This window comes from Nonomuraea sp. CA-141351, assembly GCF_050944675.1.
GTDB lineage: Bacteria > Actinomycetota > Actinomycetes > Streptosporangiales > Streptosporangiaceae > Nonomuraea.
The window spans coordinates 7,209,022-7,235,315 of record NZ_CP191982.1 but is presented as its reverse complement, the minus strand read 5'-3'; the positions used below and the strand labels follow the sequence as shown (position 1 = coordinate 7,235,315).

The 26,294-nt window shown below is 70.6% G+C and carries 15 protein-coding genes and 2 pseudogenes; 12 read left to right on the top strand and 5 right to left on the bottom strand.

The features are described 5' to 3' along the window. Positions 1-4 precede the first annotated feature (4 nt). Positions 5-1,096 (bottom strand): tyrosine-type recombinase/integrase, encoded by a 1,092-nt coding sequence (locus ACQPWU_RS34155; protein ID WP_433429182.1) that lies wholly within the window; start codon positions 1,094-1,096, stop codon positions 5-7. Positions 1,097-1,205: 109 nt separating this feature from the next. On the opposite strand from ACQPWU_RS34155, the gene ACQPWU_RS34150 reads away from it, so the two are divergent. Together ACQPWU_RS34150 and ACQPWU_RS34145 are read left to right on the top strand one after the other, a co-directional pair. After that, positions 1,206-5,408: a LamG-like jellyroll fold domain-containing protein gene (locus ACQPWU_RS34150; protein ID WP_433429179.1), complete on the top strand. Its 4,203-nt coding sequence runs from the start codon at positions 1,206-1,208 to the stop codon at positions 5,406-5,408. A gap of 14 nt (positions 5,409-5,422) precedes the next feature. Continuing rightward, on the top strand, positions 5,423-12,001 hold the full coding sequence (locus ACQPWU_RS34145) for an RHS repeat domain-containing protein (RefSeq protein WP_433429177.1): 6,579 nt from the start codon (positions 5,423-5,425) through the stop codon (positions 11,999-12,001). A 115-nt stretch (positions 12,002-12,116) separates the two neighbouring features. On the opposite strand, the gene ACQPWU_RS34140 is transcribed toward ACQPWU_RS34145, so the two are convergent. Both ACQPWU_RS34140 and ACQPWU_RS34135 read right to left on the bottom strand, forming a co-directional pair. Continuing rightward, positions 12,117-13,811, bottom strand: coding sequence for a BTAD domain-containing putative transcriptional regulator (locus ACQPWU_RS34140; RefSeq protein ID WP_433429174.1), 1,695 nt, complete (start codon positions 13,809-13,811; stop codon positions 12,117-12,119). Positions 13,812-14,079: 268 nt separating this feature from the next. Beyond that, the gene (locus ACQPWU_RS34135) at positions 14,080-15,735 is read right to left on the bottom strand and encodes an acetolactate synthase large subunit (RefSeq protein ID WP_433429172.1); all 1,656 of its coding nucleotides are present in this window, start codon (positions 15,733-15,735) and stop codon (positions 14,080-14,082) included. 164 nt (positions 15,736-15,899) lie between these two features. Here ACQPWU_RS34135 and ACQPWU_RS34130 point away from each other — a divergent pair, with 164 nt between their 5' ends. Continuing rightward, positions 15,900-16,634, top strand: a complete 735-nt coding sequence (locus tag ACQPWU_RS34130) for an AfsR/SARP family transcriptional regulator (protein WP_433429169.1) — start codon at positions 15,900-15,902, stop codon at positions 16,632-16,634. Between the two features lie 90 nt (positions 16,635-16,724). Further along, positions 16,725-17,066, top strand: coding sequence for a hypothetical protein (locus ACQPWU_RS34125; RefSeq protein ID WP_433429167.1), 342 nt, complete (start codon positions 16,725-16,727; stop codon positions 17,064-17,066). A 57-nt stretch (positions 17,067-17,123) separates the two neighbouring features. On the opposite strand, the gene ACQPWU_RS34120 is transcribed toward ACQPWU_RS34125, so the two are convergent. Then, a complete protein-coding gene (locus tag ACQPWU_RS34120; protein WP_433429164.1) occupies positions 17,124-18,302 on the bottom strand; it encodes a cysteine desulfurase-like protein in 1,179 nt (392 codons plus the stop codon). 9 nt (positions 18,303-18,311) lie between these two features. Here ACQPWU_RS34120 and ACQPWU_RS34115 point away from each other — a divergent pair, with 9 nt between their 5' ends. From ACQPWU_RS34115 to ACQPWU_RS34095, 5 genes and pseudogenes are all read left to right on the top strand, one after another. Further along, positions 18,312-19,352 (top strand): winged helix DNA-binding domain-containing protein, encoded by a 1,041-nt coding sequence (locus tag ACQPWU_RS34115; RefSeq protein ID WP_433429161.1) that lies wholly within the window; start codon positions 18,312-18,314, stop codon positions 19,350-19,352. Between the two features lie 60 nt (positions 19,353-19,412). Continuing rightward, on the top strand, positions 19,413-20,501 hold the full coding sequence (locus ACQPWU_RS34110; RefSeq protein ID WP_433429159.1) for a winged helix DNA-binding domain-containing protein: 1,089 nt from the start codon (positions 19,413-19,415) through the stop codon (positions 20,499-20,501). After that, positions 20,468-20,791 carry a hypothetical protein gene (locus ACQPWU_RS34105; RefSeq protein WP_433429156.1) on the top strand — a complete coding sequence of 108 codons (324 nt, stop codon included), beginning with the start codon at positions 20,468-20,470 and terminating at the stop codon, positions 20,789-20,791. The genes ACQPWU_RS34110 and ACQPWU_RS34105 overlap by 34 nt, the downstream gene beginning before the upstream one ends. A 208-nt stretch (positions 20,792-20,999) precedes the next feature. Then, positions 21,000-21,995: pseudogene (locus ACQPWU_RS34100) on the top strand (RNA polymerase sigma factor); the annotation flags it as partial. A 46-nt stretch (positions 21,996-22,041) separates the two neighbouring features. Then, positions 22,042-22,846, top strand: a pseudogene (locus ACQPWU_RS34095) (class I SAM-dependent methyltransferase). Here ACQPWU_RS34095 and ACQPWU_RS34090 read toward each other — a convergent pair. Further along, entirely contained in the window at positions 22,839-23,579 is a 741-nt protein-coding gene (locus ACQPWU_RS34090; protein WP_433429154.1) for an alpha/beta fold hydrolase, read from the bottom strand. The pseudogene ACQPWU_RS34095 and the gene ACQPWU_RS34090 overlap by 8 nt on opposite strands. A gap of 65 nt (positions 23,580-23,644) precedes the next feature. Here ACQPWU_RS34090 and add point away from each other — a divergent pair, with 65 nt between their 5' ends. From add to ACQPWU_RS34075, 3 genes are read left to right on the top strand one after another with little or no spacing between them, the layout of a single operon-like run. Further along, the gene (add, locus tag ACQPWU_RS34085) at positions 23,645-24,592 is read left to right on the top strand and encodes an adenosine deaminase (RefSeq protein ID WP_433429151.1); all 948 of its coding nucleotides are present in this window, start codon (positions 23,645-23,647) and stop codon (positions 24,590-24,592) included. Next, positions 24,574-25,389 carry a TIGR02569 family protein gene (locus tag ACQPWU_RS34080; RefSeq protein WP_433429149.1) on the top strand — a complete coding sequence of 272 codons (816 nt, stop codon included), beginning with the start codon at positions 24,574-24,576 and terminating at the stop codon, positions 25,387-25,389. The genes add and ACQPWU_RS34080 overlap by 19 nt, the downstream gene beginning before the upstream one ends. Beyond that, positions 25,382-26,281 (top strand): phosphotransferase, encoded by a 900-nt coding sequence (locus ACQPWU_RS34075; RefSeq protein WP_433429146.1) that lies wholly within the window; start codon positions 25,382-25,384, stop codon positions 26,279-26,281. Before ACQPWU_RS34080 ends, ACQPWU_RS34075 begins: the two co-directional genes overlap by 8 nt. Positions 26,282-26,294 lie beyond the last annotated feature (13 nt).

Sequence of the window (26,294 nt, the reverse complement as noted above, 5' to 3'; positions counted from 1 at the left end):
TGCCTCAGGACAGGGGGCGGGAGGCGGGGAGGCGGAGGCGGTCGACGGCGTCGCGGCGCGTCTTCTCCGGACGTCGGTCGTAGCGGGCCGTCGTGGCGGGGGAGGAGTGGCCGACCAGGGCCTGGGCCGTGGCCAGGTCCACGCCCGCGTCCAGCAGTTCGCCGATGAACGTGCGCCTGAAGTCGTGCGCGGTACGCCGCGAAGCCCCCGCCTCGGCCAGGCGGCGGGCCAGGATGTCGGCGATGCCCTGCCCCGTCAGCCCCACGGGCCGCCCGTCACGCGTCCGCAGCCGGCCCGCCTTGCTGATCGGGCTGAACAGCGCCCCCGGCGAGGTCCCCCGGATCGCCAGCCACCGCTCCACCAGCCCGATCGCATCAGTGGTGAGATAGACGAGGCGCTCCTTGTCGCGCTTGCCGCGCACCCGCAGCGACCGGCTGCCCGGGTCGTAGTCGGCCAGCGACAGGCCCCCGAGTTCGGCGCGGCGGCAGCCGGTGGAGTACAGGACGGCGATCACGGCCGCGTCCCGCACCCCGGCCGGTGAGTCGTCGCAGGCCGACAGGGCCGCTCCGACCACCTCGGGCGGCACGTGGTGCCCGGTGGGCAGGCGGCTCTGGCGTACCGGGGCCAGGTCGGAGGCGCGGGCGAAGTCCTCGGCGCTGGTCTGGCCCAGCCGCCACGCCTCCTTCAGCACCCGCCGCAGCGCGACCAGGTGCTTGTTCACGTAGGCCGCCGACCAGCCCTGGTCGGTGAGCATCGTACGGATGCGGACCGTGTGCTCGTACCTCAGCAAATGCCACGGCTGGCCCGCGCCCGTGGCGCTCTCGTCGCCTGTGAGCAGCCGGGCCAGCCGATCGAGGCAGCCGCGCATCGTGCGGCGCGACTCGGGGCTGGTGAGCGAGTCGAGATAGACGTGGTACGGGTCGCGCGCCGGCTCGACCGGCGGCGTCATCGCCTCGGGGACGGCGGGCAGGCTCACCTTGCCGATCTTACGGCTCGCGCTGCGGGACTCGAGGAGCCGCACCGGCGACCGCCGCGCCCGCACGCCGGACCTGGGACGACGCCGTCCGGACGCGCGGCCGGGACGCCGGGTCAACACGTGATCTACAAGATCTGAACGCGCCGTCTACCGGCCGTCGTCACTGTTGATCCAGGCCGCCAGAAGGGTCTGCCGGCCCACGTTGACGCGGAGCCGGTGGGAGCGCGGTGTGAGAACTCGTTGGACCCTGACGTCGGTGTCAGCGATGGCGGCCATGGCCTTGTCGTGCCTCGCCGTCCCGTCCTGGGGCGCGGTCCCAGGACGGGAGGCGCAGGTCGCGGCCGCACGGACGGCCGGCCCGCTGCCCCAAGTGACCGAGGCCGAGGCGGCGCGGGCGGCCCGTGAGTCGGGGCGGCCGGTGGAGGTCCTCGGCCTGCGCGGCGAGAGACGTGAGGTACAGGCCCAGCCCCAGGGCGGGTTCGTCGCGGTCGAGCACGTGAAACCGGTCCGTACCTTGAAGGACGGCGAGTGGGCCGACATCGACACCACCCTGCGGAAGGACTCCGACGGGTCCGTCCGGCCGGCGGCCACCACCGTCGATCTGCGGCTCTCCGGCGGCGGGGACGCGCCCATGCTGTCGATGACCCGAGCGGGCCGCCGGATGTCGCTGTCGTGGCCCGGCCCCCTGCCCACCCCTGAACTCGAAGGCGACACCGCCGTGTACCGGGGTGTGCTCGGCCCCGACATCGACCTGCGGGTCCGGGCCACCGCCGAGGGCGCCTCGCACGTGCTGGTGGTGAGGACGCCGCAGGCGGCCGCCGATCCCCGGCTGGCCAAGCTCCAGTTCGGGCTCTCAGCGCCGGACCTGCGGCTGACGGGGGACGAGCGGGGCGAGCAGTCGGCACTCGACCCGGTGACGGGCGCCGAGGTGTTCAGCGCACCGCCGCCGAAGATGTGGGACTCCAGCGAGCCGGCCGGGCCGGCGCTGGCCGGGGACACAGGGTTGCGCAGGCCGTCCGCAGCCGCGCTGGGGGACACCTCGCGCGTCGCGGCGATGAAGATGAGCGCCGACGCCGCCCGTATGACGCTGGAGCCGGACCGGGGGCTGCTCACCTCGCCCGACGTGAAGTTCCCGATCTACATCGACCCCATGTGGTACGCGCCCGGGGAGTCCGCCCGCTTGATGGTCTCCAGCGGCGGCTGGGAGGCGTACAACTTCGACGACGAGGGCATGGGGCGCTGCCCCATCAGCCTGCCTCCGGCAGGCGCCTACTGCGGCAGCTCCCATGTCAAGCGGCTGTTCTACCGGATGCCGACCAGCCGTTTCGCGGGCAAGCAGATCCTTTCGGCGGAGTTCTCCGTGAAGGAGACCTGGGCGCCGTCGTGTGACGGGCGATCGGTGCAGATCTACCGGACCACCGCTTTCGGCAAGAGCTCGACCTGGAATTCGACCAAGGACAACTGGGCGGACTACCTCACCTACAAGGACGTCGCCAAGGGGCATTCGAGCAGCTGCCCGGCGGGCGATGTGATCTTCAACGTCGAGTCGGCCGTCAAGGAGGCCGCCAAGAAGGGCTGGTCGAGCACGACGTTCGGCCTGCGGGCCGGGCACGAGGACGACGAGTACGGCTGGAAGCGGTTCGACGGGGACGCGATCCTGCGCGTCTACTACAACACCGCCCCGCCGCAGCCGCAGATGACGCAGCTGCACTCCAGCCCCGGCGGCCCGTGCCCGGCCTACGGCCACACCACGCCGGTGAACCGGCTGCCGATGCTGTACGCCGACAACCTCACCGATCCCGACAGCAGCGGCGCAGAGGGGGAGAAGCTCAACGCCGAGTTCCTGGTGTCGTGGAAGGACGCCTCCGGCACCGAGCACCAGTGGAGCACCACCAGCCCCAAGAAGCAGTCGGCCAAGGGCTCGCACCGTTCGTCGTTCTCGGTGCAGGTGCCTTCGGGCCTGATCCCGGTGAACACCGACTTCAACTACCAGGTGCGCGCCTACGACGGCGTGGCGTGGAGCCCGTGGAGCTCGGGAGGCGCCGCCACCAGCTGCTATCTGCGCTACGACCCCACAGCTCCCCGCACCCCGGTGGTCGGCTCGCCCGAGTACCCGGAGCTGAACCCCGACGACCCGGACGTGAGCGCGCGCGACGGCGTCGGCCGCTACGGCTCGTTCACGATCACCTTCGACCCCGAGGTGACCAAGTTCGCCTACGCGCTCAACACGACCCCCGCCCCCGCCTCGGCGCTCACCCGCGCCGCCAACCCGCAGACGGTCCAGATGGTCCCGACGCATCCCGGCGTCAACACCCTGTACATCACGGTGTGGGACGCGGCGGGGAACTTCTCGGTCGGCGACTACCGGTTCTGGGTGAGCGAGGGCGCCCCGGAGAAGGCGCGGTGGAAGCTGGACGAGCCCGCCGGCTCCGCCACGCTCACGGGTGAGACCCCGGGGATCGCGGCGCGGTCCGGCGCGGGGGCCACCCTGGGCGCGGAGGGCAAGGTCGGCAACGGCCTCAGCCTCGACGGCTACGCCGGTGGTTACGCCGCCACCGACCTCGCCGTCGCCGACACCGCTCGGAGCTTCACCGTCTCGGCATGGGTCCGGCTGCGCAAGAACGACGCCTTCTACAACGTCCTGGCGCAGGACGCGTCCGTCCAGAGCGGTTTCCAGCTCGGCGTGAATCCCGCCCCCAGCTCATGGGTGTTCAAGACCCCGGCGAACGACGTGAAGGGCGGGAGCGGCCCGTGGACCGGCGCGATCGCGCCCACGCCGCCGGAGCTGAACGTCTGGACCCACCTGACCGGCGTGTACGACGCGCCCGCCAAGATGCTCCGGCTGTACGTCAACGGCACCAAGGCGGCCGAGACCCCGGTCGCCTCCGTACTCGACGCCAGGGGCGCGTTCCAGATCGGGCGCAGCCTGTACGACGGCGGGTACGCGAACAACTGGCCGGGCGACGTGGACGAGGTCAAGGTGTTCGCCGAGGCCCTGTCGGACGACGACGCGGCGAGCCTGGCCGCCGGCTCCACCCCCGAGGGCCGCAAGCTCAAGGCGCACTGGCGGCTGGAGGAACCCGCGGGCAACGAGCGGGTCTACGGCGAGGGCGGCGGCCCCCTGTCCGCCGGCGTCCAGGGCGGAACGACCCTCGGCGTCCCCGGGCAGGTCGGGACGGCCATGCAACTCACCGGGCCCGGCGCGTACGCCTCCACCGCCGGCCCGGTGCTGAACACGACCGGGAGCTTCGCCGTCTCCGCCTGGGTGAAGCTGCCGATCACCGCCGCCACGGAGATGACGATCCTGAGCCAGGACGGCGCCAACATGAGCGGCTTCTTCCTCAAGTACCGGGCCGTCAACAAGAAGTGGGCGTTCATGCGGACGACGAGCGACGTCGCGGGCTCGACCAGCCTCACCGCGTACTCGGCCGCCAATGCCGTGCTCGGCCAGTGGACCCACCTGGTCGGGGTCCAGGACGTCGTGGCCGGGAAGCTCCGGCTCTATGTCAACGGGGTCGAGAGCGGCACCAACAACCTGCCACCGGTATGGCAGGCCGGAGGGGGCCTGCAGATCGGCCGGTCCAAGTGGAACGGCGCATCGGTCGACTATGTCACGGGCGCGATCGACGACGTGCGGGTCTACGACCGGATCGTCTCGGCCGAGGAGGCGCAGGACCTGTTCGCCGTCAAGTCCGACATCTTCGGCCGCTGGCGGCTCAACACCGCGACCGGCACCCCGGCGAGCAGCCCCGACTCCGCGCCGGCAGCCGTCAAGCACCCCGTCACGCTGGCCGGCGGCGCCAAGATCACCACCGATCCCGCCCTGGCCATCGTGTCGCCGCCGGACGGCCAGCTGGCAGGGGCGCTCGACCTTCCCGGCGGCGACGGGGACTACGCCGCGGCCGACGGGGCGGTGGTGGACAGCGCCGAGAGCTTCACGGTCTCGGCCTGGGCGCAGACGGCCGGCGCTCCCACCAGGTCCATGACCGTGCTGGGCCTCGCCGGCACCACCAACAGCGCCGTGACGGTGCGCTACGACGCGGCCAAGGGCCGCTACGTCCTGGACGTACCCAGCGTGGACGGGACGGGCGCCACCACGGCGACGGTGGAGCACTCCAGCTTCCACCAGGGCGGCTTCGGTGACTGGGACCACCTGGCGGTCGTCTACGACGGTTTCAACAGCCGGATCACGCTGTATGTCAACGGCGTGCGGGAGGACGCCGCCGAGGCGCCGACGGTGTCGTACCGCGAGAACACCCGGGTCTTCGCCCCCATCACCTCTCTGCAACTCGGCCGGGCCAAGGCAGGCGGCGCCTACCCGGCAGGCCAGAACTGGCGCGGTCAGCTGGACGACGTCTGGGTGCTGCGCGGCGCGGCCACCGAGGAAGAGGTCGCCTACCTGGCCAACCCCACCGAGATCGACGAGCTCTAGCCGTGGAGGATGTTGTGCGTAGCGGGAGGAACGGGCGGCGTTTTCCGCGCCTGGTCGCGACCCTGACGGCGCTCGTCGTGTGCGCGGGGCTGCTGGCGGCGGCGCCGGTCGAGGCCCCGCCGGTCGCGGCGGACACCGCCCGGCTGCTGCCCAAGCCGGCGGACCCCGACAAGACGGTGGCCGGGCACGAGATCAAGGTCAAACCACGCAAGCTGGACGCCTCCGTGGCCCACCCGGCGCCTCCGGCCACCGTGACGTGGCCGAAGGCGGGTGTCGCCGAGGTCTCCCTGTCCGCCGCCGCGCCCGGCCTCCGTGAGCCGGCCTCCGCGCCTGCCACGAAGGCGGGCACACTTCCGGTCTGGGTCGGTGCCGTCTCGCACACTGGCGCCGCCCCGTCCGCCGAAGCCGCCGCGTCCGCCGCCCCGTCCGCCGCCCCGTCCGCCGCCCCGTCCGCCGCCGCGTCCGCCGGCCCGTCCGCTGCCTCGTCCGCCGCCCCGGACAAGGTGCGAGTGCGGATGCTGGACCGCGCGGCGGGGCGGCGGGCCGGCGTCGACGGGGTGATGTTCTCCGTCGAGCCGGCCGGCGCCGCGCCGGTCCCGGAGAAGCTGGCCGTGCGCCTGGACTACTCCGGGTTCGCCCGCGCGTACGGCGCCTCCTACGGCTCCCGCCTGCGGCTGGTGCGGCTGCCCGCCTGCGCGCTCACCACGCCGGACGCCGCCGGCTGCCGTACGGCGACACCGGTCGCCTCGGCCAACGACACCGAGCAGCAGACCGTCAGCGCGGAGGTGACGACCGCGTCCGGGGACGGCGCGGCGACGGTGCTGGCGGCCGCGGCGGCGCCCTCCAGCGGCAAGGGCGACTACAAGGCGACGTCGCTGTCGGCGTCGGCGACGTGGGGCGTCGGTCCTCAGTCCGGCGACTTCACCTGGTCGTACCCGATACGGGTGCCGCCGGTGCCGGGCGGGCTGGCCCCGAACGTCGGCCTGTCGTACTCCTCCTCGTCCATCGACGGCCGCACCTCCAACACCAACACCCAGCCGTCCTGGGTGGGCGACGGGTTCGACCTGTGGCCCGGCTACATCGAGCGGCGCTACAAGTCCTGCAAGGACGACGGCGTGCCGAAGAACGCCACCCTCGACCTCTACCCCGGCGATCTGTGCTGGGGTTACGACAACGCCACGATGACGCTGAACGGCAAGGGCGGCGAGCTCATCCCCGCCGGCGGCGACAAGTGGCGGATGAAGAACGACGACGGCACCCGCATCGAGAAGCTGACCAGCGCCTCCATCGACAACGGCGACAACGACGGAGAGTACTGGAAGGTCACCACCCCCGACGGCACCCAGTACTTCTTCGGGCTGAACATGCTGGCCCTGGAGAACCCGCAGACCCAGTCGGCCTGGACGGTGCCGGTGTTCGGCGACGACGACGGCGAGCCCTGCCACAAGTCCGAGTTCAAGGACTCCTCGTGCCAGCAGGCGTGGCGGTGGAACCTCGACAAGGTCGTCGACCGGGACGGCAACGCCATCACCTACTTCTACAAGCAGGAGACCAACCACTACGGCCGCAACCTCAAGGCCGAGGACGAGACGTCGTACGTGCGCGGCGGCTATCTCGACCACATCGACTACGGCCTGCGCTCCGACAACCTGTTCCCGGGCAAGGCTCCAGCACGGGTCAGCTTCGAGGTCTCCGAGCGGTGCCTGCGCTCTGAGGACGCCGACTGCGCGGTGGACAAGATCAAGGACCACCCGGAGTACTGGGAGGACGTGCCCTGGGACCTGCACTGCGACGCCGGACAGGAGTGCAAGGAGGACCACGGCAATCTCTCGCCGACGTTCTGGTCCCGTAAGCGGCTGACCATGATCAAGACCCAGGTCCTCAAGGCGGACGGCAGCGACTACCGCCCGGTGGACCACTGGGAGCTGAAGCACGCGTGGGGGGTGGCCGACGTCGACCGGCAGTTGCTGCTGACGTCCATCGTCCACACCGGTCTCGCCGGACCGGACCCGGTCGAGCTGCCCCCTGTGTCGTTCGTCTACACGCAGAAGCCGAACCGGGTGGACAAGCTCGGCGACGACCTCGGCCCGTTCGTGAAGGACCGGCTCGGCACGGTGTACAACGAGTTCGGCGGGGTCCTCGACATCAAGTACTCCGACGCGGACTGCACCCCGAGCGACCTGCCGACCCCGCAGACCAACCGCCGCCGGTGCTTCCCCACGTACTGGACGAAGACCGACGGCGACAGCGAGAACCCGACCCTCGACTGGTTCCACAAGTACGTGGTGACCGAGACCGTCCAGACCGACCTGACCGGCGGCTCGCCCGACATGGTCACCAGGTACGACTACGGCATCGGGCACCCCGCCTGGCACTTCGACGACGACGACGGGCTCACGCCCGAGAAGTACAAGACGTGGTCGCAGTGGCACGGCTACGACAAGGTCCGCGTGATCAACGCCGCCACCAGCAGCGCGCCCGGCCAGGTCGACCACTGGTACTTCCAGGGCATGGACGGCGACCGCCTGAACACCTCCGGCGGCAAGAAGGACGTCAAGGTCTCCGACGACGAGGGAGGCAGCTATCCCGACCACGAGTCCCTGCAGGGGTTCGAGGTCCGTACCGAGACCTACGACAAGGCCGGCGGCAGCATCGTGTCCAAGAGCGTCGCCTCGCCGTGGCACTCCCAGACCGCCTCCCGCACCCGCTCGTGGGGAACCGTCACCGCCAACCTGATCGGCACCAAGACCACCCGGAAGCTGACCGCGCTCGACGACGGGAGCTGGCGGGAGACCAAGACCACCACCAACACCTTCGACACCACGACGGGCGCACCGACCCAGGTCGACGACTTCGGCGACGTCACCACCGACGCCGACAACCGATGCACCACCACGACGGTGGCGGCGCAGAACACCACCGACTGGCTGGTCGGCTTCCCGGCGCAGGTGCGGACGGTGGCCGCGTCCTGCGGTCAGTCCGTGGACCTCAGCAAGCAGCTCATCTCCGACGGGCGCACCTACTACGACGGCGGGGCCTTCGGAGCGGCGCCGACCAGAGGACTGGTCACGGCGACCGACAAGGTCGCGGCCACCGGCACCACCAGCACCGCCGTGCGTTATGTGCCGGCCACCAAGACCGCCTACGACGCTTACGGCAGGCCGAGGGCCGTGACGGTGGTCGACAACACCACGGCCACCCCCGTCGAGCGCACGACGAGCACTGTCTACACCGAGAGCGGCGGCCTGACCACCAGGGCGACGGTCACGGGCCCGCCGGTCAAGAGCGGGGACGCCGGCTCGGCGATGACCACGATCACCGAGCTCGATCCCGCCTGGGGAAGCGCCCTCAAATCCACCGACGAGGGCGACAGGACGACGGTCTTCTCCTACGACGCCCTCGGCCGGGTGGCCAGGGTGTGGGCGCCGGGCCGCGACACCGACCAGCTCCCGAACCGGCAGTTCGGCTACCGGACGGTGGCCGGCGAGATCACCGCGATCTACACCAAGGAGCTCAACAACGACGGCGGCCAGGACACCGCGTACGAGCTGATGGACGGCTGGCTGCGGTCCCGCCAGACCCAGCAGCCCGGCCCGGACGGCGGCCGCCTGATCAGCGACACCTTCTACAACGCCCAGGGCAGCGTGGACCGGACCTACGCCGCGTACTACGCCGACGACGCCCCCAGCGCGTCCCTGTTCGGCGTGGACACCCCGGGCCAGGTGGAGACCCAGACCGCCTACACCTACGACGGACTCGGCCGCGTCGTCGCCGAACGGCTGCTCGCGGGCAACAGCGACGCCGGTGAGAAGTGGCGCACCACCTACGCCTACAGCGGCGACCGGACGACCGTCACCCCGCCCGACGGCGGCATCCCCACCACCACCCTCGTCGACGCGCTGGGCAGGAAGGTCGAGGTCCGCCAGCACAAGCCGGGCGGCTACGACTCGACCTTCTACAGCTACACCACCAGGGGACAGCTGGCGTCGATCAAGGGGTACGGCGGCCACACCTGGACGTACGACTACGACCTGCGCGGCAGGCTGGTCCGCAAGTCCGACCCTGACAAGGGCGTCAGCACCTACACCCATGACGACCTCGACCAGGTCGTCCAGACCGAGGACGCCCGCGGCAAGAAGATCAGCGTGACCTACGACCCGATCGGCCGCCAGAGCGCCCGGTACGACACGACTAACGGCAGCCCAGGCGTCAAGCTCGCCGAGTGGACGTACGACACGGTCCGCAAGGGACAGCCGACCGCCTCCATCCGTTACGAGAACGGCGCCGTCTACACCGAGGCCGTCAACTTCTACGACCCCCAGAACCGTCCGACCCGCACGACCGTGACCCTGTCCGGCCTCCCCGCGACCGAGTCCGCGCTCGCGCCGTCCGCCGGCTACCAGTTCAACACCGTCTACAACCTCGACGGGAGCGTGCAATCGGTCAGTAGTCCGGCGGTCGGCGGGCTGCCGTCCGAGGTGATCGCCACCACGTACGACGACCTCGGGCGCGAGGTGAAGCTGACGAGCAACCTGGGGACGTACGTCATCGGGAGCGACTACAGCAAGACCAGCAAGCTGCTGGGCAGGCGGCTGTCCACCGGAGGCAAGCAGGTCGACCAGACCTACGGGTACGAGTTCGGCACCCAGCGGCTGAAGACCAGCACGACCGTCCACGCCGGTATGCCGGGCGTCGACCGCAATGCCACCTACGGCTACGACGACGCGGGCAACATCACGCAGATCACCGACGTCTCCCGCGACGGCACCGACAACCAGTGCTTCCGCTACGACTACCTCAGAAGGCTCACCGACGCCTGGACCCAGGCGACCGACGGCTGCGCGACCGATCCCGGCTCGGCGACCCTGGGCGGTCCCGCGCCGTACCGGACCGCGTACACCTTCGACGCCTCCGGCAACCGCGCCACCGAGACGCAGTACGACACGGCCAACAGGACCGCCGCCACGCGCACATACGCCAACGCGGGTGGCACCGGCGCCGGCGCCTCGTACAAGGGGCACCAGCTCGCCACCGTGATCACCCAGACCGGGACCGGCGCGCGCACCGACAGCTACGCCTACGACGACACCGGCAACACCACCAGGCGGACCACCGGGGCCGGTGACCAGACGCTCTCCTGGGACGCCGAAGGCCATCTCACCAAGGTCACCGACTCGGGCACCGGTGAGACCAGCTTCGGCTACGACCCCGACGGCGAACGGCTGATCCGCCGCGACCCGAGCGGGACGACGCTGTACCTACCTGGACTGGAGCTCCGCCTCAACAAGGGAGCCACGTCCACCCAGGGCACCCGCTACTACAGCCACGACGGCGAGACGATCGCCATGCGCACGGCCGCCGGGGTCACCTTCCTGTCGCCCGACCACCAGGGCACCGGCGAACTGGCGATCGACGCGACGACCGGTGGGTTGAGCAAGCGGCGCTACACCCCGTTCGGCCGGCCACGTGGCACCGCCGCCGGCGTCTGGCCGGGGGAAAGGGGTTTCGTCGGCGGCACCAACGACTCCAGCACGTCCCTCACCCACCTGGGCGCTCGTGAGTACGACGCGGACATCGGCCGCTTCGTCTCCGTCGACCCGGTGTTCGACCTGGGCGCCCCGCAGAGCTGGGACGGCTACTCCTACGCCGACCAGAGCCCTGTCACCCAGAGCGACCCCACGGGCCTTCAACCGGACGGCCCCTGGTGTGGCCCCTACGCCTGCCACCCCGGTGCGAGAGACCCGGGGGCCGGCAGCGACGGCGGCGGCCACAGCGGCGACGGCAACACCACCGGCCACGGAGGCGGCGGAAACAGCGGCGGCGGTAGCGGTGGCCATGGCGGCGGTGGCAACTGGTTCGTCAGGCACATACTCAAGCCGGGCTGGAACGCCTACGTAGGCGCCGAGATGTGGGGCTTGCAGAACCCCGGGATGAACCCCCTCGCCCCTCTCTTCAATCTGCCAGGAGCCGAAGACAAAGTCGCTGGTTGGGTAGGCGCGGACACTCACTCCAACTGGTACAAAGCGGGCAAACTTGCGCCAGAAATCGCCACCGCGGTGATCGGTGTCGCAGGCATGGCCAGGGCAGCGGTAAGGCTTGGGATCAGTGGCCTGACAAGGGTCCTGGCCGGAAGGGCTGCCGGCGCCGGGGAACGCGCGCTCGCCAAGGAAGTCGTGGAGAAATCGGCGACTTCCGCCGCGCCGAAGGTCGTCAGCCACGTACGGCCCTCGAAGGTTCCGTGGAATACGTGGCAGAGCTATCCCAAGGTAAGTAGGGGCGGCAAGGAATATGCGAAGGTGGGGGGACGTCTCTATTCGCGACATGCCGTAGATCGGATGCAGCCCAGCGGCATGCGGTACTCGCCTCGTCCTGGTCCGCATGAGGAAGGATTTACTGGAGGAAGGCCGCAAATACACCAGGCGGGCGGGGGGTATGACTACGGGCGGAGCGTTTCGCCTGCATACGTCGAAGACGCGATCGCGAGTACGATCGGTATCCGGCAACCGGCCAATGGGAATATCTCCTATATATCTGGAACTCTGCAGGTGATCACCAACGAGCAGGCGGCTGTTGTCACCATCATCACTCGATAAGGCGGCACGATTCCTTCCGCCTGACCTCATGGAAACGAAGGTGCGGGTGTGCGGAGAAGTGGGGTTCCGGTAAAGTAAACGGTTCCCCACGGTTTCAAGGATGACGCAAGAATAATCATATGCCGGAGAACGTCAGGTGGCGGTCGGCCTGGTACTTGACGAAAAGGCGCATGAGGCCTTGCATCTGGTAGCGGCCTGGTTCGGGGGAGTCCAGGAGGCGGATGTCGAGGAGCTTCTCCAGTAGCTTCTCGGCCTGATCGGGGGCTGTGCCGGCGACTCCGGCGGCGAGGGGGAGGGTGATGTGGGGGTGACGGGACGCGGCCAGGATGGAGAGAAGGCGAGTCAGGTCCCGCACACTGGGGTCGTTTTCCAGTTGCTGGAATGTGGCCGCAAGGGTGGATCTAATGGACAAATCATCTACTTTGAGCTCGTCGAGACGGCGCCGTTCGTTCTCCAATCTGTCCGCCAGCCAGCGCAGCGGCCAGCGGGGCCGTGAGGTCAGTCGGGCAGCGGCGATGCGTAAGGCGAGAGGGAGTCCTTCACAGTATCGGGCGATCCGCTGGGCCACGTCCGGCTCGGCGGCGACGCGATCCTCGCCCGCCAGGCTGCCGAGCATGGCCAGGGATTCCTGCTCGGACAGCGCGTTCAGGTGGTGGACCGCATAACCCAGGGTGGTCAGGGAACGCCGGCTGGTCACCAGAACCGAGCACCGCTCGCCTGGGAGCAATGGTCCGACCTGGGCACCGTCCACGGCGTTGTCGAGGAGCACGAGCATGTCACGATCCGTCGTAAGAGAACGGAAACGGGCGGCCGCCTCGGCCGTTTCCGCCGGCACATCCGTCGGCGCGATACCCAGGGCCCGCAACATGCGCCCCAGGGCTTCGGTGGATTGAAGGGGTTCCAGCGCTTCGCGGGATCCTTGCAGGTCGACGTAGAGGAACCCCCCGGGGAAGTGGTCACGCAGGCGATGGGCTAGGTGGATCGCCAAGGCCGATTTGCCCATGCCGCCGCTCCCGGTGATCACGACGGCGCTCGAACCACTGGGGCTGGTCATGAGTCGTTGTAAGGAGGCCAGGTCTTCCTGTCGGCCGCTGAATGCCGGGACGTCCCGGGGCAGCTCCAGGGGCGGCGATGCCGAGGCGGAGCCCTCCTGCGCGGCACTGGGGACGGCCACGAGGCGAGCGGATGTCCCCGGACCAGGCAAGGACCGGCCCTCGAGGATGGCACGGTGCAGCTCTCGCAAGTCAGGGCCGGGTTCGAGGCCGAGTTCCTCCACAAGCACCTGTCGCGCCCGCCGGTAGGAGTCCAGGGCGTCGGCGCGCCGGTCCGCCGCGTACAGCGCGCGCATGAGCTGCCCCCACAGCCCTTCCCGCAGCGGATGCTCACTCGTCAGGTTCTGGAGCTCGTGGATGAGCTCGGGCCCCCGGCCCAGCAGCAGGCCCGCCTCGACGCGGGCCTCGGTGGCGGTGAGCCGGCGCTCGTCCAGTCTGCTCACCTCAGCCGTCACCGCCGTGGTGGGCAGGGCGTCGGAGTACGGCTCCCCGCGCCACAGGGCAAGCGCCTGGGTGAGGAGCAGGTGGGCTTCCTCCGCGTCGCCCTTGGCCAGCGCCGCGCGGCCCCGCGCGGTCAGGGCGTCGAAGCGGGCGACGTCGGTCGCGTCGGCGGCGCAGCGCAACTCGTAGCCGGACGCCCGGGTGAGGACGGTCCCGCCGCCGAGGTCGCCGAGCGCCCGGCGCAGCTGCAGGATGTAGCCCCGGATCAGGGTCGCCGCCGTCGTCGGAGGTTTGGCGGGCCACAGCTCAGTGATCATGTGCGCTGTGGTGACCGGCCTTCCGACGCCCATCATGAGCAGGGCCAGCAGGGTCCGGGGGCGAGAGCCGGGGACCGAAACCCAGTCCGAGCCGGTCCAGAACCGTATCGGCCCGAGGACCTGCAGTCGCATGTACCACCCGCACATTCGTGGACCAGGACGAACGATTCGCCGGTGCCTGGCCAGGGTGCCGCAATGCGTCGGCATGTTCCAGACTTTGCGTCTGAGTGCAAAAGCACAGGTCCCAGGGCTTCTACCGGAAACGAGCTCAGAAGGGGCCGGTGAGCTCGCCCAGCTTGTCGGTCAGTTCCAGGTTCGCCGAGTAGTCGACCGGCACCGCGATCACCGACACCGCGTCGTCCGCCAGTGCCTTCCGCAGCGTCGGCAGCAGCTCGTCCGCGCTGGTGACCCGGTAGCCCCGTGCCCCGAAGCTCTCCGCGTACTTCACGAAGTCCGGGTTGCCGAACGCGACGTTGGAGGCACGCCCCAGCTCCAGGCCCATCTTCCACTCGATCAACCCGTACGCGTCGTCCACCCACACCAGCACCACGAACGGGATCCGCTCCCGCACGGCGGTCTCGAGCTCCTGCGAGTTCATCAGGAAGGCCCCGTCACCCGTCGCCGCCAGCACCTTGCGGTGCGGGAAGGCCAGCTTGGCCGCCAGTGCGCCCGGCACCGAGAAGCCCATCGACGACAGACCGTTGGAGACCAGCATCGTGTTCGGCTCGTACGTCGGGTACATGCGGGCCATCCACATCTTCACCGCCCCCGTGTCCGCCAGCACGATGTCCTCGCGCCCCATCGCCTCGCGGATGTCGGCCACCACCCGGCGTGGCGACAGCGGGAACCCGCTCTCCGAGCGCCCCTGCTCCAGCTCCTCCCGCACCATGCGGCGGATCTTCTCCCCGGTGCCGTTGATCTCGAAGCGCCGGTGCACGGCGTCGCCGAGCGCGTGCAGCGACCGCGAGATGTCCCCCTGGACGCCGACCGCCACCGGATAGTGGTCGTCCACCTCGGCCGGGAACTGGTGAATGTGGATGATCTTCTTGTCCCGCAGCGGGTTGATCTTGACCGGGTCGAACTCCTGCAGCTCGTACCCCACGCTGATCAGCACGTCCGCCTCGTCGAACCCGAAGTTCACGTAGTCGTGCCGCATGAACCCCACCGCGCCCAGCGCGTGCCGGTGGTCGTCGGGGAAGACGCCCTTGCCGTTGAACGTGGTCGCCACCGGCAGCCCGAGCCGCTCCGAGAAGCGCACCAGCGCCTGCGCGGCCCCGGCGCGCGTGGCGCCGTGCCCGGCCAGCACGATCGGGCGGCGCGCGGCGGCCAGCACGTCGGCCGCGCGGGCGATCTGGGCGGGCGAGGGGTCCTGGGGGCGTACCACGTTCAGGGGGAGCGGGCGCAGGCCGGCGGGCACCGGCGCCGACTCGACGTCCTCGGGGATGGCGAGGTAGACGGCACCGGGACGTTCGGTCTGGGCGGTCTTGAACGCCTTGCGGATCATCTCGGGCAGCGCCTGCGGCGACGGCGCGAGCTCCGCCCACTTGGTGATCGGCCGGAACAACGACACCAGGTCCACCACCTGGTGCGACTCCTTGTAGATGCGGTCGAGCCCGACCTGCGCGGTGATCGCCACCACCGGGGTGCTGTTGGTGGTGGCGTCGGCCACGCCCAGCTGGAGGTTGATCGCGCCTGGGCCGAGCGTGGCCGAGGCCACCCCCGCCTTGCCGGTCAGCCTGCCGTAGATCTCGGCCATGAACGCCGCGGCCTGCTCGTGGCGTACGAGCACGTAGCGGATGGAGGAGTCCTGGAGCGCGTCGACGAAGTGGATGTTCTCCTCACCGGGGATGCCGAAGACGTACTTGACGCCTTCCGCCTCCAGTGCCTGCACGATGAGCCGGGCCGCATCGGCCTGCGGGGACATGGGACACGCCTTCTTTCATGTACGACTTCATCCCTGCAAGCACCGGATGACCGCCGTTCATTCCGGCGGCGGCCATTACCGGCTCATGCCGGGCCCGGCAGGTATCGTGAGCACTGGCGCCCCAACCGTACGAGTCTGAGCCCGTACCACGAGGGGACCGGAAGATGGTGGAGAGCAGCCCGCGACCGCTCCGTCTCGCGCTTCTGGGGGGCTTCCGGCTGCTGGCCGGAGGCGAGCAGCTCACCGTCTCCAGCGGGTCCGAACGCCTGCTCGCGTTCCTCGCCATCAGCCGCAGGACGGTTCCCCGGAGCATGATGGCGACCACCCTCTGGCCCGACGCGCCGGAGAAGCGCGCGCAGGCCAACCTGCGTTCCGCGCTGGCCCGCCTCGACGGCGTCGGACGGCGGATGCTGGAGGTCGGAGCGACCGAGATAGGGCTGTGCCCGGAGACCGGCGTGGACTTCGACGAGGCCCGGTCGCTGGCGCGGCGCCTGCTCGACCCGGCCGCCGAGCTCGAGGAGGCCGAGGTCGGCGTGCAGTCCGTCGAGGTGCTGTCCGACGGCCTGCTGCCCGGCTGGTACGAGGAATGGGTCCTCGCCGCCGCGGACGAGTGGCATCAGTTGCGGCTGCACGCGCTGGAGGCGCTGTCGGCGATCTTCGTCCGGCAGGCGCGGTTCGCCGAGGCGGTGACGGCCGCGAGCGTGGCCGCGCACGCCGACCCCCTGCGGGAAAGCGCGTGCGCCGCGCTCATCGAAGCCCATCTCGCGGAGGGTAACCAGGCGGAGGCTCTGCGCCACTTCCAGCTGTACGAGCGAAACCTCCACAGCGAGCTCGAACTACAGCCGACTCCCCGATTGTGCGACCTGGTCGCGGGTCTGCGCTCGGTGCGCGACCGCTGAGCGGGGCCGGTGACGCGCCCGTCACGCCGCCGTCACGGCGTGGTGACACCGCCCCGGCCACGCTGTGTGGTGACAGGAAGGGAGACCAGGATGCCCATCAAGAAGAATCTGATCCTGGCTGTTCCAGCACTTCTCGCCGCTGTCACGCTCGGACCGGTCGCGGCCTCGGCGGCCTCGGCCACCCAGGCCCTCGCGGACACGACCGCGACGATCTCTCAGACGAGCACGCACGTCCAGCCGCCCAAGGAGAGGCAGAGGGAGAGGCAGATGTACAAGCGCGGCAGGACTGCCGGCTTCACCGAAGGGCGCGCTGACTGCAGGAGCAAGATGCCGTACGACCTCCGGTCCAAGAACATGGGCACCGGCGTCTACCAGCACGGTTTCTCGGAGGGTTACAACTCGGGGTGGAAGCACTGCACCCCGACCCGGTGACCTCCGGTCCTAGACGGGACCCCACCCCGCCGCCGCCGGGTGGGGTCCCCCCTTTTCTCATCCCAGGCGGGCCACCCCGTCGAGCAGCCGGTCCACGTCGGAGCGGTCGTTGTAGTGGACCAGGCCCGCGCGCACCGCCCCGCCCGAGTCGCGGATGCCGAGCGCGGCGGTCAGCTCCCAGGCGTAGCTGTGGCCGTTCCAGACGTTCACGCCGAGCCCGGCCAGGTGCTCGGCCACCTGGCGCGGGGTGTGCCCGGCCACGTTGAAGTAGGCCGTGGCGGTCCGCCTGGCCGGCTTGCCGTACACCGTGACGTGCGGCATCGTCTCCAGCCCTTCGAGCAGCACCGCGAACAGCCCCAGCTCGTGCTCCTCCGCCGCGGTCATCGAGGCCAGCAGGCGTTCGCGGCGGGTTCCCGTGCCGGGCACCATGGCGGCCAGGTGGTCCACGGCCGCCGTCACCCCGGCCAGGTCGGCGAAGGCCGCCGTCCCCGTCTCGAACCTGTTCGGCACCGTGTCAGACGATGACGCCAGCTTGTCCGGCCTGATCGTCTCCAGCAGGGCCGGGTCGGCGACGACCGCGCCGATGTGCGGCCCCGACCACTTGTACGCACTCGTGGCGTAGAAGTCGGCGCCGAGCGCGCGCATGTCCACCGGGCCGTGCGGGGTGGCGTGCACGCCGTCCACGTACATCAGCGCGCCCGCCCGGTGCGCCAGCTCGGCGATGGCGCTCACGTCGGGGCGGGTGCCGAGGATGTTGCTGGCCGCCGTCACCGCCACCAGCCTCGTGCGCTCGCCGATCAGCTCCGCGTACTGCTCGACCGGCAGCTCCCCGGTGACCGGGTCCACCTCCGCCCAGCGGACGGTGGCGCCGGTCTGGGTCCACGGGCGGACGTTCGCGTCGTGGTCGAGCCTGGAGACGACCACCTCGTCGCCCGGGCCCGCGATGGCCCTGGCCAGGCGGTAGGTCAGGGTGGTCATGTTCGGGCCGAGTATCACGCCGTCCGGGTGGCCGCCGACCAGGTCGGCCACGGCGGCGCGGCAGCCCGCCACGATGGCGTCGGAGCGGTGGCTGGCGGGGAAGGCGCCGCCGACGTTGCCGATGCCGGTCCGGTAGGCGGCGGAGATGGCGTCGATCACCGGCTGAGGGGTCTGCGTGCCGGCCGCGCCGTCGAGGTAGGCGAAGCCGTCGGCCAAGGCCGGATAGAGGGAACGTACCAATTCGATAGGGAAAGGCATGATAGGTAGATGCTCACCCTCAGGGACCTCAACCGGGCTACTTTGGCTCGCCAGCACCTTCTCGACCGGCACGAGGGCGGCGTGGCGGACATCGTGCACCGTCTGGTCGGACTGCAGGCGCAGGAGCCGCGGCCCCCGTACCTCGGCGTGTGGTCCAGGCTGGAGGGTTTCGCCCGTGACGACCTGCACGGGGCGCTGCACGCCCGCACGCTGGTGCGGGCCACGATGTGGCGAGCCACGCTGCACCTGGTGACGGCCGCCGACTTCGCCGCGTTCCGGCCGGTGCTGGAGCCCGTGCTGGCCGCCGCCGCGCGCCGCTTCGACGGGCTCGACTTCGACGCGGTGGTGGCCGCCGCCGACCGGCTGCTGGCCGCGGGGCCGATGACCTTCAACGAGCTGCGGCCCAGGCTGCTGGAGGAGTTCCCCGGCGAGTACGACCGGGCGCTCGGGTACGCCGTGCGCATGCTCACCCCGCTGATCATGGTGCCGACCGAGGACCGGTGGAGCTTCCCGCGCGAGTCCGCCTTCGGCCTGCCCGGCATCCCCCCTTCACCCGCCGGCGTGGAGACACTGATCGAGCGCTACCTCGCCGCGTTCGGCCCGGCCACGCCCGCCGACGTGCAGACCTGGTCCGGGCTGGGCGGCCTCAAGCGGATCATGTCCGGTATGGACCTGGAAAGGCTTGAGGACTTCGCGGGGAGGGAGCTGTACGACCTGCCGGACGCGCCCAGGCCGGACGGCGAGGTGCCCGCGCCTGTGCGGTTCCTGCCCGACTTCGACACGCTGATCCTGGGCCACGCCGACCGGACCCGCGTGCTCGCCGAGGAGTACAAGGGCCTGGTCGCCACCAAGAACCTCCGGGTCAAGGCGGTCTACCTGGTGGACGGCTTCGCGGCCGGGACATGGCAGATCAAGCGCACGGCCAAGCGGGCCAAGCTGCTCATCAGCCCGTTCACCTCGACCTCGCCGGACCCGCTCGAGGAGGAGGGGCTGCGGCTGCTGGCCTTCGCCGAGCCCGACGCGGCCCCGTCACTCGAAGTCGTGGACTGATCCCGGCTGAACTGTGCAACGCGGAAGGAACCTTGCCGCATTAGTTCGTACGCTCCTCGCATGATCCTCAACCGCCGGGTCCTCGCCCGCACCACGCTCCACCGCCAGCTCCTGCTCCGCCGATCGCCCCTTTCCCCGCTGGAGGCCATCGAGCGCCTGGTCGCGCTGCAGGGGCAGGAGATCGACGCGCCGTACATCGGGCTGTGGTCGCGCCTGGCCTCCTTCACCCAGCCGGACCTGGCTGCCCTGCTGTACGGGAAGCAGGTGGTGCGGGGGTCGTTGCTGCGCGGGACCCAGCATCTGGCGCTGGCCGGCGACTACCTGTGGATCCGGCCGCTGGTGCAGGTGGTGCTCTCGCGTAGCAGGCAGGCGGCGTTCGGGCGGGTGATGCGGGACGTCGATCTCGATGAGCTGGTCGGGCTCGCCCGCAAGCACCTGGCCGGGCGCACGCTCACCCGGCCGCAGCTGCGCGACCTGCTGCACGAGCGGTGGCCCTCGGTGGATCCGGCGGTGCTGGGGTGGTCGGCGCAGGCGCTGGTGCCGGTCGTGCACACCCCGCCGAACGGCATCTGGGGCACCGGAGGGGCCACGCCGTTCACGCTCGCGGAGGAGTGGCTCGGGCGGCCGCTGGAGGCGTCGCCGCCCGTGGAGCGGCTGGTGGTGCGGTATCTGGCGGCATTCGGGCCGGCGAGCGTCATGGATGTGCAGATGTGGTCGGGGTTGACGCGGCTGCGGTCGGTGATGGAAGAGATGCCGTTTTTACGGAAATTTCATGACATCGAGGGCCGCGTCCTTTATGACCTGCCTGATGCCCCGCGCGCCGCCGAGGACGTGCCCGCTCCCGTACGCTTCCTGCCCTGGTTCGACAACCTCATCGTCGCCTTCCACGACCGCACCCGCCTCATGACCCCCTCACAGCGCAAGGAGATCTGCGTGGGAGCGGTCATCTACCCGACCTTCCTCGTCGACGGAACTGTCGGTGGCATGTGGGACCTTAAGAACGGCGCGCTGACCATCGAGCCCTTCCACCCGCTGTCCGACGGCGTGATGGAGGAGCTGGCGGCGGAGGGGGCGCGCCTGATGGCGTTCGCGGGTGTCGAGGAAGGGAGCATCGCATGGCTACCGCCCAGGAGCTCTACGACGACCTGATCATGGAGCACCTCGCCCGGCCCGAGGTGAGCCTGGGACGCATGTTCCACGCCGAGGGCCTCAAGGTCAACGGCAAGGTCTATGCGTTCTTCTCCAAAACCAAGGGCGGGGTTGTGCTCAAGCTCCCGGCCGCGCGGGCGGGGGAGCTGGTGGGGGAGGGGACCGCCGAGGTGATGGTGATGGGGGCGCGCCGGATGCGGGAGTGGGTGGCACTGCGGGTGCCGGACGAGGACGTCTGGCGCCGCCTGCTGACGGAGGCCGCCGCGTACGTGGAGTCGTTACGCCGCTGACGTGCCCGTAGAGGCGTAGCGGGTCAGCGGTTGGCGTAATCGCCGATGGTGGGAATCACGACCCGGTCGAGGCCACGTTGTATGAACAGTTGGGTAGCGTGGTCAGAGACGGTCTCGCACGGTCTCCCGCTTTCTCGTCCCTCCAAACCCAAAGGTGGCGATGGCCAAGGCCCCAAGTTTCAGGTCCGACCCAAGTTCAACGCGTCGTGTGTCCAAAGCGAGCGAGGAGAGTGTTTTGTCCGAAGCAGCAGAGGTTCTCGAACTCGACGACAACGTCGCCGACGGTGGCACGGCCGTCGGCGCCGACTCGGTCAAGGCATACCTCAAGGAGATCGGGCGCGTGCCGCTGCTGACCGCCGAGCAGGAGATCGAGCTGGCCAAGCGCATCGAGGCCGGGCTGTTCGCCAGGGAGCGGCTCGAGACGGAGCCGGGCCTGCCCGCCGAGCTGCGCGCCGATCTGGAGTGGATCGCCGACGACGGCGAGCGGGCCAAGCGCCGCATGCTGGAGGCCAACCTACGCCTGGTCGTCTCCATCGCCAAGCGCTACACCGGCCGCGGCATGCTCTTCCTCGACCTGATCCAGGAGGGCAACCTGGGCCTGATCCGGACGATCGAGAAGTTCGACTACCGGCTCGGCTACAAGTTCTCGACGTACGCGACGTGGTGGATCAAGCAGGCCATCACCAGGGCCATGGCCGATCAGGCCCGCACGATTCGGATCCCCGTGCACATGGTCGAGCTGATCAACAAGGTGGCGCGGGTGGAGCGCCGGCTGCAGAGCGACCTGGGCCGCGAGCCCACGCCGGAGGAGATCGCCGAGGAGACCGAGCTCGAGGTCGATCGGGTCATCGAGGTCCAGGGCTACGGCCGCGAGCCGATCTCCCTGAGCATGCCGCTGGGCGAGGAGGGCGACAGCGAGTTCGGCGACCTCATCGAGGACACCGAGGCCGTCTCCCCGGCTGACGCTGTCTCGTTCACCCTGCTCCAGCAGCAGCTGCACGCCCTGCTCGACCAGCTCTCCGAGCGCGAGGCAGGCGTGATCAGCATGCGGTACGGCCTGGCCGACGGCAAGCCGAGGACGCTCGACGAGATCGGCCGCGTCTACGGCGTCACCCGCGAGCGCATCCGGCAGATCGAAGCCAAGACCATGTCCAAGCTCCGCCACCCCTCTCGCTCCCTGGCGCTGCGCGACTACCTGAGTTGAACCCCTGGCAGAAAGGCTGCGCAAACGGAAACTCAAGACTGTGGCCATGGGCAGGTGGAGGCCATGGTCGGCGTCTAGATTCCCAGACGTGAAACGCTCCCGTTCGAGCCTCGTCCACCAGGTCGGTTACGCGGTCAAGAACCCGGACAAGATCGCGCCCCATCTGCGGCGGCTGGCGCGCGACACGTGGTTCCGGCTGTGTACGCGTGACCACATCGCCTACTACCGGGCCGTCATGAAGTCCGACACCGCGCGCGATCCAAAGGGCGCGGTCGGCTCACACACCCACAAACGGTGGCTGGCGCTGGGCCGCATGCAGTTCGACTACCTGGTCGGGCACGGGCTCAAGCCGGAATGCCGGAATGCTGGAGATCGGGTGCGGCAACCTGCGGGCCGGGCGGCTGTTCATCGACTACCTGCACAGCGGAAACTACTACGGCATCGACATCTCGCCCGACATCCTCATGGCCGCTCAGGACACGATCGCCCAGCATGGGCTGCACGACAAGCTGCCTCATCTCACACCGGTACGGGATCTGCGGTTCGCGTTCCTGCCCGACGAGCACTTCGACGTCGTGCACGCGCACAGCGTCTTCTCCCACTCGCCGCTGCACGTCATCGAGGAGTGCTTCGCCCACGTGGGGCGGATCATGAAGCCGGGCGCGTGGTTCGACTTCACCTTCGACCGGACCGAGGGGAACGAGCACCACGTGCTGCGGGAGGACTTCTACTACCGCACCGAGACGCTGGTGGCCCTGGCCGGGAGGTACGGGCTGGGGGCGACCTTCATGGAGGACTGGGAGCGGGGCCCGCACAAGCAGTCGAAGATCCGCATCACCAAGATCAGCTGACGGAGGCCCAGAAGGCTTCCAGCCGCGCCGCGCCCGCCGCCGGGTCCTGGAGCATCCACCAGTGTCCAAGCCCCGGCAGGGCGGCCACCGCGGCGCCCGCCCTGGCCGCGCTCTCGCGCGCCAGGTCGCGCACCAGGAACGGGTCGTCCGAGGGGGCCAGGACCAGTCCGGGCACGGGGATGTCCGCGAACGCCGGCGACCACTCCTCCCCGACGCGCAGGGCCGACCGGTAGAGGGCCAGGATGCTGTCCGCCATCACCTGGTCCGCGGCGGACGCCATTCGCAGGGCGTGCTCGTGCGGAATGCCGAAGCCCTCGAACACCTTGGCCTGCTCCTCCACGGGCGTGGCCAGCTGCTGCTCGAAGAACGCCTCCCCGGCCCCCGGCGTCTGCCAGAGTTTGGCCAGGTCGTGCCACTCGAAGCCGGGGTGTCCGATGCCGGCGGCGTCGCTCGCCCAGGAACGCACGAGCTCGGGGCGGATGCTGACGAGGCGCACCACCAGGCCGCCGCCCCAGTCGTGGCCGACCAGGTCGATCTCGTCGCCCGCCATCGACTCCAGCTCGCCGGCCAGCCAGGCGACGTACTCCTCCTTCGTGGAGGAGAAACCGTCGGGCCTGGGGCAGCCGAAGCCGGGCAGCGCGAGAGCGCGCACGTCCTGGCGGCTCAGGGCCGCGCGCAGGGGATCCCAGACGGCGGCCGTCTCGGGAACGCCGTGGACCAGCACCAAGGTCATTCCCCAACCATATGCCGCGAATATCCGAATGCATGCGGCAGGGGCCTCCCTTTAATGTGTCGGGAGTGAGAGACGTACGGGCGTTGCCCAAGGCCCACCTGCACGTACACCTGGAGAGCACCGTACGGCCCGAGACCGTGCGCGACCTGGGCGGCACCCCCGAGCGCAGCGAGCTGTTCGCCAGCTTCAGAGAGTTCGGCGACGAGCGGGCGCGGGTACGGGAGTTGCTGCGCACGGCCGAGCACTTCCGGCGGATCGCGGTGGAGTTCTGCGAGGACGAGGCCGCCCAGGGCACCCGGTACGTGGAGGTGACCTTCACCGCCGCCGCCCACGGCGAGCGGGTGGGTGAGCCGGAGATGCCGCTGGAGGCCGTGCTCGACGGGCTGGCCGAGGGCGAGGCACGGTACGGGATCGAGTGCCGGGTGCTGCTCGACCACTCCAGGCGGCGTCCGCTGGAGCGGCTGTGGCGGACGTTCAAGCTGGCCGGCCGCTACGACCGGGTGATCGGCTTGGGGCTGGCCGGTGACGAGGCGTACCCGCTGGCGCCGTTCGCGGAGGTGTTCGAGGCGGCCAGGGACGCCGGGCTGCATCTGGTGCACCACGCGGGCGAGGCGGCCGGCGCCGCCAGCATCCGCGAGGCGCTCGACCTCGGGCACGCCGAGCGGCTCGGCCACGGGATCCGGGTGCTGGAGGACGGCGCGCTGGTAGCCGAGGTGCGTGAGCGCGGGATCCCGCTGGAGGTGTGCCCCACCTCCAACGTCCTGCTCGGGCTCGTCCCTTCGCTACCCGAGCACCCGCTGCCCCGGCTGCGCGAGGCGGGGCTGGCGGTCACGATCAACACGGACGGGGAGACGGAGCTGGCCGGCGAGTACGCCCGGATGCGGGAGGTGTTCGGGTACGGGGATGAGGAGCTGGCGGAGCTGGCCCGGGCCTCGATCGACGCGTCCTTCGCTCCCGAAGGGCTCAAAGCCAGGCTCAGGGCGGACGTGGACGCATGGCTCGACTCCCCGTGACCGGCACCCCGCCCTCGGCCGACGTCGTCGCGGCCTACGGTGTCGCGGGCGAGCCGGTCGACCTCGCTGGTGCGTGGCGGGTCGGCGCGCTGGTGTTCAAGCCCGTGGAGTTCCTGCCCGAGACGTTGTGGCGGGCCGACGTGCTCGACGCGCTGCCCGTCTCGTCCCGCTTCCGGATCGCCCGTCCCGTACGGGCCCAGGATGGCTCGTGGGTGACACAGGGCTGGGAGGCGTGCCGGTTCGTCCTCGGCGAGCCGGACGTCCGGCGGCAGGACGACGTGCTGCGCGCCGGCGCGGCCTTCCACGAGGCCATCAGCGGGCTGGAGCGGCCGGCGTACCTGGACCTGCGTGACGACCCGTGGTCCTACGGCGATCGCGTCGCGTGGGAGGAGCTCCCCGTCCGTGCCGGCCCCGTGGGGCTGGAGCTGCTGGAGCCGCTGGTGCGGGCTCGCCGGCCGGTCGAGCCGCAGTCGCAGGCCGTGCACGGGGATCTGCTGGGGAACGTCTTGTTCGCCGACGACGGCCTGCCACCGGCGGTCATCGACTGGCCCGTCTACTGGCGGCCGCCGTCGTGGGCGGCGGCGGTCGCGGTCGCGGACGCGCTGTGCTGGTACGGCGCGTCGCCCGAGCTGGCCGCCCGCTGGTCGCACCTGCCGGAGTGGGGGCAGATGCTGGTGCGCGCCCTCATCTACCGGATCGTCACCGACGACGCGGCGACTTGGGCTCCCGGCCACGTCGCGGCCTACCGGCGGGCGATCGGGATCGCGCTCCCGTACGCGGAGGACGCCCATGGATGACCGGCTGCCCGCACCCGTCCTGGCCTCTGTTCTGGGGCGTTCGGGCGGGGCGGTGGTGACGTGCCGGAGCGAGCTCATCGGCGGGAGCTCGGGGGCTGCGACCGGGTCCGTGACCAGGTTGTCCGGCGTGGCCCGGTGCGGGGGTGAGGAGGTGCCGTTCACCGTGGTGCGCAAGGAGGTCCACCCCCTGCGGTCCGGACGGCATGCCCCGTACGCCGCGGACCCTCGCCACTGGGCGTACTGGCGGCGCGAGCCCCTGGCGTACGCGAGCGGCCTGCTCCCCATCGGACCTGGGCTGGCCGCGCCGCGCTGTCACGGCGTCGTGGGCGACGTGCTGTACCTGGCCGACGTCGCGGGCTGCGGGCCCGAGCTGCCGGGGCGGGCGGCCCGCAGGCTCGGGGCCTGGCAGGCGGGCGCGACGGTGCCGGACGTGCCCTGGCTGGCCGGGCACCAGCTCGCCCAGCGGCTCGCGGCCGGCGAATGGACCCCCGTGGACGCCGACCCGCGCGTCGCCCGGCTGTGGCAGCGACAGGACGAGCTGCTCGCGGAGCTGGCGCGGCTGCCGGTCGTCCTGACGCACGGCGACTTCTCGGCCGGGAACCTGGTGGCCCAGTCGGGCACTGGGGGCGGAACGACTGTGGCGCTCGACTGGGCCACGCTCGGCGCGGCGCCCGTCGGGGCGGACCTGGCGGCGCTGGCGCTGACCACGTTCGTGGATCCGGTGGAGGACTACCTGGCCGGGGCGGGCGGCCGGTTCGCGAGGGCGGACGTCGAGCTGGGCTACCGCGCGACGCTCGCGCTGACGGGGGCCGGGCGGGTGCACTGGATGTTGTCGCGCGGCATGCGGCTGCCCGACGGATACGAGGACTTCATCCTGTCCCGGGCACCATGACGCCGCCTAGGCC